Below are 7,957 nucleotides of genomic sequence, written 5' to 3'. Positions count from 1 at the left end.
ACGGCGCGGTGTTCGAAGGTGGTGCGGGTGGTGGCCAGGGAGTGGGCCACATCCGACAGGTTGAGGCCGGGGTGGGCCTCTAGGTGGGTTGCCAGCCGTTCGGCTTGGGCGTTGAGCGCGGCGGCCGACCGGCCCGAGACGACCAGCGGCACCACCGGTGCCTCCTGGGTCAGCCCGTTCTCACTCCCGGCTTCTGAACCGGCCTGTGCGCCGGTCTCCGCGCCCGTTTCAGGAACGGGAGCCTCCGACGAGATCTCCGGGGCCTGCTCGATGATGACGTGGGCGTTGGTGCCGCTGACGCCGAAGGCGGAGATCGCGGCGCGGCGGGGGGTGCCGGTGCCGGGCCAGTCGATGGCTTCGGTGAGGAGTCGTACGGTTCCGGCCGACCAGTCGACGTGAGGGGTTGGCTGATCGACATGGAGGGTTTTGGGGAGAACACCGTGGTCGATGGCCTGGATGGTTTTGATGATTCCGGCGACTCCGGCGGCGGCCTGGGCGTGGCCGATGTTGGATTTCAGCGAGCCGAGCCACAGGGGACGATCCGCGGGTCTGTCCTGGCCGTAGGTGGCGATCAGCGCCTGGGCTTCGATCGGGTCGCCGAGGGTGGTTCCGGTGCCGTGGGCTTCGACGGCGTCGATGTCGGTGGGGGTGAGGCCGGCATCCTGAAGCGCTTGGTGGATGACGCGCTGCTGGGCGGGGCCGTTGGGGGCGGTGAGGCCGTTGGAGGCGCCGTCCTGGTTGATGGCGGTGCCGCGGATCACGGCCAGCACCCGGTGTCCGTGCCGCCGGGCGTCCGACAACCGCTCAACCAGCAGCAGGCCGGCGCCCTCGGCCCAGCCGGTGCCGTCGGCTGTCGAGGAGAACGCCTTGCAGCGGCCGTCGGGGGCCAGCCCCCGCTGCCGGGAGAACTCCGTGAAACCGATCGGCGTGGCCATCACCGTGGCTCCCCCGGCCAGGGCCAGATCCACCTCCCCGGCGCGTAGTGATCGCACCGCCAGGTGCAGCGCGACCAGCGACGACGAGCACGCGGTGTCCACCGTCACCGCGGGCCCCTCGAAGCCGAAGGTGTAGGAGATCCGTCCCGAGACGACGCTGGCCAGGTTGCCGATCGCGAGGTACCCCTCGAGTTCCTCGGGCACCTGGAGGAACCGAGAGGCGTAGGTGTTGTCGGCGATCCCCGTGTAGACGGCGGTTCTGCTGCCCCGCAACGAGGCCGGGTCGATGCCCGCGCGTTCGAAGGTTTCCCAGGCGATTTCGAGCAGGAGGCGTTGCTGGGGGTCGCTGGCCAGGGCTTCGCGGCGGGAGATGCCGAAGAAGTCGGCGTCGAAGTCTCCGGGGTTGTCGAGGAAGCCGCCGTGGCGGGTGTAGGTGGTGCCGGGTTTTTCGGGGTCGGGGTGGAAGAGTTCTTCGATGTTCCAGCCTCGGTCGTCGGGGAACTCGCTGACCGCGTCGCCGCCGGTGGAGACCAGGTCCCACAGTTGTTCGGGGGTGGAGATCCCGCCGGGCAGGCGGCAGGCCATCCCCACGATCGCGATCGGCTCCCTGGCCTTGGCCTCCACCTGGCGCAGCCGCTTCTCGGCCTGCTTGGTCTCGGCGATCGAGCGCTTGAGATACTCGCGCAGCTTGTCGTCGTTGGCCATGTCGAATCAGCCCCTGTCCAGGAGGTCGAAGAGTTCGTCGTCGGTGGCGGAGTCGAGGTCGATCTCCTCGTCCTCCGCGTCGTCCACGCCGGCCGCGGCGACATCGAAGCGCGCCACCAGGGCACGCAGCCGGGAGAGGATCTCGGCCCGTTCACCGGGGTCGGCGGACAACGCGTCCTCCAGGCGCCGCAGCGTGGTCAGCGGCGAGACCGGTTCGCCGCCCTCCACCGTGCCGGTCTCCTGAAGATCGGGGAGGAGCGAGAGGATGTGGCCGGTCACCGCGGAGGGCGTCGGATGATCGAAGATCAACGTGGTGGGGAGCGGCAACCCGGTGGCCGCCCTGAGCCGGTTGCGCAGGTCGACCGCGGTCAGCGAGTCCAGGCCCAGCTCACGGAACGCCGTGGCCGTACCGACCGCTTCTGGCTCTGAGTGCCGCAGCACCGCGGCGACCTCGGTGCGGACCAGATCCAGTACGGCCGCGCGCCGCTCTCCCTCCTCAAGCCCGGCGAGCCTGGCGGCCTGCGACGGAGCCGAGGGGACGGCCGGGGACGTCCCGTCACCGGTGGCACCCGCGACCGTGGAGGAGCGGGTGGCGTCGAGCCAGTAGCGCGACCGCTGGAACGCGTACGTCGGAAGCTCGACGCGACGGGAGTCGGGCCCGGCGAGCGCCGCCGTCCAGTCGACGGGCACACCCCGGACGAACGCCTCGGCGAGCGAGGTGAGGAACCGGTCGAACCCGCCCTGGTCACGGCGGAGCGTCCCGGTGACCAGCGTGGGCGGCCCGTCATCGGAGTCCAGCGTCTCGTGGACGCTCGCGGTGAGCACCGGATGAGGGCTGATCTCGATGAAGGCGGTGTGTCCCTGCTCGGCGAGAGCCCTGGTCGCCGCCTCGAACCGCACCGTCTGGCGCAGGTTGGCGTACCAGTACTCCGCGTCCAGCGCGGAGGTGTCGATCCAGTCGCCGGTGGCGGTCGACAGCATGGGAACGACCCCGGTGCGGGGAACGATGGGCGACAGCATCTTGACCAGGTCGTCGTGGATGGGCTCGACCTGGGCGGAGTGCGAGGCGTAGTCGACCGGGATACGACGGTTGCGCACCCCCTCCGCGTCGAGCTGGGCCAGCAACTCGACCAGGGAGTCCACCTCGCCGGAGACCACCACACTGGACGGACCGTTGACGACCGCGACGGACAGCCGCTCGCCCCACGGCGCGAGCCGGGCCTCCGCCTCGGCGGCGGGCAGCGAGACCGACGCCATGCCTCCCGTGCCGGACAGTGCCGTGATCGCCTGGCTGCGCAACGCGACCACCCGGGCGGCGTCCCACAGCGGCAGCCCGCCGGCCACGACGGCGGCGGCGATCTCCCCCTGGGAGTGCCCGACCACCGCGTCGGGACGGACCCCGTACGACTGCCACAGCTCGGCCAGTGACACCATGACCGCCCACAGCACGGGCTGGACCACGTCCACCCGGTCGAGCCCCGGAGCGCCAGACACGCCGCGCACCACGTCGAGCAGCGACCAGTCGGTGAACTCCGCCAGTGCGGTCGCGCACTCGGTGAGTCGTTCGGCGAACACCGGTGCCGTGTCCAGCAGTCCGGCGGCCATCCCGAGCCACTGGCCGCCCTGTCCCGGGAAGACGAACACGATCTTGCCGTCGGCGTCCGCCGTACCACGCACCACGTGGTCGGGAAGCGCACCGTCACCGGTGAGCGAACGCAACCCCGAGGTGAACGTCCCGTGGTCCGTGCCGATCACCACGGCGCGCTCCGTGAAGAGCCTGCGGGTCGTGACGAGCGAATGCGCGACGTCGGCGGGTTCGAGCTCGGCGCGGCCCTCGACGAACGTGGCGAGACTGACCGCCTGGCCGCGCAACCCCTCGGGAACATGACCCGACAGCACCCAGGGCAGCGTGGCCGGGGCCGCGGCGGGGTTCCTGGCCGGTTCCTCGGCGGAGGGCGGTTGCTCCAGGATCACGTGGGCGTTGGTGCCGCTGACCCCGAAGGACGAGACGGCGGCGCGTCTCGGCCTGTCGGCCTCGGGCCAGAGGCGGGAGTCGGTGAGCAGCCTGACCGCCCCGAGGGACCAGTCGACGTGCGGGGTCGGCTCGTCGACGTGCAGGGTCTTCGGCAGCACGCCGTACCGCATCGCCATCACCATCTTGATGACGCCCGCCCCTCCCGCGGCTGCCTGCGTGTGGGCGATGTTCGACTTCAGCGAGCCGAGCCACAGCGGCCTGTCCTCCGCCCTGCCCTGACCGTAGGTGGCGATCAGTGCCTGAGCCTCGATCGGGTCGCCAAGGGTGGTGCCGGTGCCGTGCCCTTCGACGGCGTCGACGTCCGTGGCGGTGAGCCGGGCGTTGGCGAGCGCCTGGCGGATCACCCGCTGCTGCGAGGGCCCGCTCGGCGCGGTCAGCCCGTTCGACGCGCCGTCCTGGTTCACCGCGGAGCCGCGCACCACCGCCAGCACCGGATGGCCGTGCCTGCGGGCGTCGGAGAGCCGTTCGAGGAGCAGCAGGCTGACGCCCTCGCCCCATCCGGTGCCGTCCGCCGTCGAGGAGAACGCCTTGCACCGCCCGTCGACCGACAGGCCTCGCTGGCGGGAGAACTCCACGAACGTGGTCGGCGTCGACATCACCGCGACCCCGCCCGCGAGCGCCAGGTCCGACTCACCGGTCCGTAGCGACTGGGCGGCCAGGTGCAGCGCCACCAGCGAGGAGGAGCAGGCCGTGTCAACGGTGACCGCGGGCCCCTCGAAGCCGAAGGTGTAGGAAATCCGCCCCGAGGCGATGCTTCCCGCGCTGCCGTTGGCGAGGTATCCCTCAAGGTCTCCGGGGATCTCCTGCAGCCGGGGCGCGTAGTCGTGGTACATCATTCCGGCGAAGACCCCGGTACGGCTGCCGCGCAGCGAGAGCGGGTCGATGCCCGCCCGCTCGAACGCCTCCCACGCCACCTCCAGCAGCAGCCGCTGCTGCGGATCGGTGGCGATCGCCTCACGTGGCGAGATGTTGAAGAACGCCGGGTCGAAGTCGGCGACGTCCCTCAGGAAGCCGCCATGACGCGTGTAGGACTTGCCCACCTGCTCCGGGTCCGGGTCGTACAGCTCGTCGACGTTCCAGCCCCGGTCCGCGGGGAACTCGGAGACGGCGTCGCCCCCGCCCTCGACCAGCCGCCAGAGCGCCTCGGGCGACTCGATCCCCCCGGGAAGCCTGCAGGCCATTCCGACGATCACGATCGGGTCGTCGGCGACGGGCCCGGGAGCCGTCGTCTCGGCGCTGACGGGTACGGCCTCCGCCGTGTCGCCGACCAGCTCGTGCCGCAGGAGGTCGGCTATGGCCTGGGGGGTCGGGTGGTCGAAGGTGAGGGTCGCGGGCAGGCGCAGGCCGCTGGCGGTGCTGAGGCGGTTGCGCAGCTCGACGGAGGTCAGCGAGTCCAGCCCGAGCTCGACGAGGGGACGCTCCGTCGGGATGGCGTCGGGGCGGGGATACCCGAGCACGGCCGCCGTCTCGACTCGGACGAGGTCGAGCAGGAACGCGCCGCGCCGGGCGTCGTCGAGCCCGGCGAGCCTGGCGCCGAGGCTCTGCGGCTGGTCGCTCGGAGCGTGGGCGGCGACGGTACGGCGCCTGGGCGCGAGCCCGCGCAGCAGCGGCGAGGCGGGCTCGGCGGAGGTGACGACGAACGGGGCCGGTACGAGCAGCGAATCCCCGTGAGCGGTGAGGACGGCGCTGTCGAAGAGCGCCAGCGCCTGCTCGGTCGGCAGCGGTCGCAGCCCGGTGCGGGCGAGACGGGCGTGATCGACGGCTGTCAGGCTCGCCGTGATGCCGCTTTCCTGCTCCCAGAGCCCCCAGGCGAGGGAGACGCTTCCCGGACGGTTGGCGGCCAAGGCGTCGAGGTAGGTGTTCGCCGCCGCGTATCCGGCCTGGGCGGCTCCACCGATAAGGCCCGAAACCGAGGAGAACAGCACGATCGCGGGAGCGGGGGAGAGGTCGCGGGTCAGGTCGTGCAGGAGCCACGCGCCGTCGACCTTGGGAGCCAGGACGGGGTGCAGGCGCGGCGAGGTGAGCGAGGTCAGCGGAACGTCGTCGGTGACGCCCGCGGTGTGGACGACAGCGGTGAGAGGGTGCTCCGCCGGGATCGCGGCGAGCAGAGCGGTGACGGCCTCCCTGTCCGTGACGTCGGCGGCGACGACGGTGACGGTGGCGCCGAGCGCGGTCAGTTCGGCGCGCAGGTCGTGGGCGCCCGGGGTTTCCGCGCCGCGTCTGCCGGTGAGGACGAGGTTGCGGACGTCGTGGGCGGTGACGAGATGACGGGCCAGGATGCCGCCGAGCCCGCCGAGTCCGCCGGTGATCAGGACGGTCCCCTCGGGAGCCCAGCGCCGCACACCCTCGTTGCCGTTGCCGTCTTCGTCGCCATCGCCGGAGGAGACGGCGGCCGGGGTGGGGACGGAGGAGGCGCCGGGAGAGACCCGACTCAGCCGGGGGACGAGAGCGGCTCCCACGCGCAGGGCGAACTGCGGCTCGTCCGCGGCCAGCGCGGCGGACACCGTGGCCTGCAGGGCCGCCAGCGAGTCAGCGCTCCCGTCCAGGTCGGCCAGCAGGACACGCCCCGGATGCTCGGTCTGCGCGGAACGCGCGAGCCCCCACACGGGGGCCGTGGTCAGGTCGGGGGTGTCGCCGTCGCCCACGGCGACACCGTCGCGGGTCAGCACCAGGAGCCGCGCGGAGCCCCAGCGGTCGTCGCCGACCCATTCCCGCAGTACGGCCAGTACCCGTTCCGCGTTGTCGTGCGCGCCGGTCACGGGATCGTTTCCGCCGGTCACAGGCAGGACGACGAGGGCGGGGACGGGTGCTCCCGCGTCGACGGCGTCGGCGAGCGCCGCCAGGTCGGCGAACGGTGAGACGGTGACTCCCGCGAGGGCGCCGAGCCGGTGATCGTCCTGCCCGAGCACCGCCCAGGCCTGGTGGCCACCCGCGTCGGCGCCGAGCGCCAGTGCCTCCCACCGGAGCCGGAACAGCGCGTCGTGGTGCGCGGTTCGCGCGGTTCTCACCTGGTCACGCGGTACCGGACGGACCCGCAGCGCGTCGATCGAGACGACAGGCGCGCCGGTGGCGTCGGCCGCGTGCAGGCTCAGCGAGCCCGAGTCCGACACCACCGCGCGCACCCGCAACGTCGTCGCGCCCGAGGCGTACAGCCGTACGCCGTTCCACGCGAACGGCAACCGGGCGCCGTCCACGTTCCCACCGTCGAGCCAGCTCAGGGCGCCGATGTGCAGGGCCGCGTCGAGCAGCGCCGGATGCGCCCCGTACGGCGCCGCGTCCTGCTGCCGCTCGCCCGGCAGCGTGACCTCGGCGAACAGCTCATCACCCCGCCGCCAGGCGGCCCGCAGCCCCTGGAACACCGGCCCGTACCCCAGGCCCGCCTCGGCCAGCCGGTCGTACGCGTTCCCCACCTCGAGAGGCCGGGCGCCATGCGGCGGCCACACCACGAGATCCACGTTCTCCGTCGCCCGGTTCGCCGTGACGAGCACTCCGCTGGCGTGTCTGGTCCAGTCGGCGGTGCTGTCGGCGGGACGGGAGTAGATGTCGACGACACGGCGGCCGGGGGTGTTTTCCGGAGCGGTGGTGATGACCTGGAGGTGGACGGCGGTGTGTTCGGCGAGGGCGAGGGGAGCGTGGAGGACGAGCTCGTCGACGGTGTCGTGGCCGGTCGCGTCGGCGGCGTGGAGGGCCAGCTCGACGAAGGCGGTGCCGGGAACGATGACGGTGCCGAAGACGGTGTGGTCGGCGAGCCAGGGGTGGGTGGCCAGGGACACGGTCCCGGTGTGGACGGTGCCCTCACCGTCCGCGAGCGGGACCGCCGCCCCCAGGAGAGGATGACCGCCGTCGGCGAGGCCGAGATCGGCCGGATCGGCCGCTCGGACGGGCGCGTCGATCCAGAGGCGTTCCCGCTGGAAGGCGTAGGTGGGCAGGTCGACCACCCGCGGGCCGCCGTCGGAGACGATCGCGCTCCAGTCGACGTCTGTGCCGTGAACGTGCAGGTGGGCGGCCGTGGCGAGCGCGGTCGCGACCTCGGGCCGGTCGCGGCGTAGCACCGGGATCGCGATCACCCCTCCGTCGGTCCCCAGCGTTTCCTGGACCATCGCGCTGAGCACCCCGTCCGGGCCGATCTCCACGAACGCGTCCAGTCCTTCACCGGGCTCGGAACCCTCGTGCAGACGACGTACGACGTCGTGGAAGCGGACGGGGTGGCGGAGGTGGTTGGTCCAGTAGGTGGGGGAGGTGAGTTGTTCGGGGGTGGCGTGGGTGCCGGTGTGGTCGGAGA

General features: G+C 72.3%; 2 protein-coding genes. Both read right to left on the bottom strand.

Annotated elements, in window-relative coordinates; all coding sequences use genetic code 11:
* Positions 1-1,640 (bottom strand): beta-ketoacyl synthase N-terminal-like domain-containing protein (locus AB0395_RS47175; protein WP_366294624.1); only part of this gene is annotated, 1,640 nt, incomplete at its 3' end.
* Positions 1,641-1,646: 6 nt separating this feature from the next.
* On the bottom strand, positions 1,647-7,957 hold a 6,311-nt coding region (locus AB0395_RS47170), incomplete at its 5' end, for a type I polyketide synthase (protein WP_366294621.1).

The organism is Streptosporangium sp. NPDC051023, from assembly GCF_040689595.1.
In the GTDB taxonomy this organism is placed as follows: domain Bacteria; phylum Actinomycetota; class Actinomycetes; order Streptosporangiales; family Streptosporangiaceae; genus Streptosporangium.
Note: the sequence above shows the minus strand (reverse complement) of the source record. Positions and strands in the feature narration are given on the sequence as shown.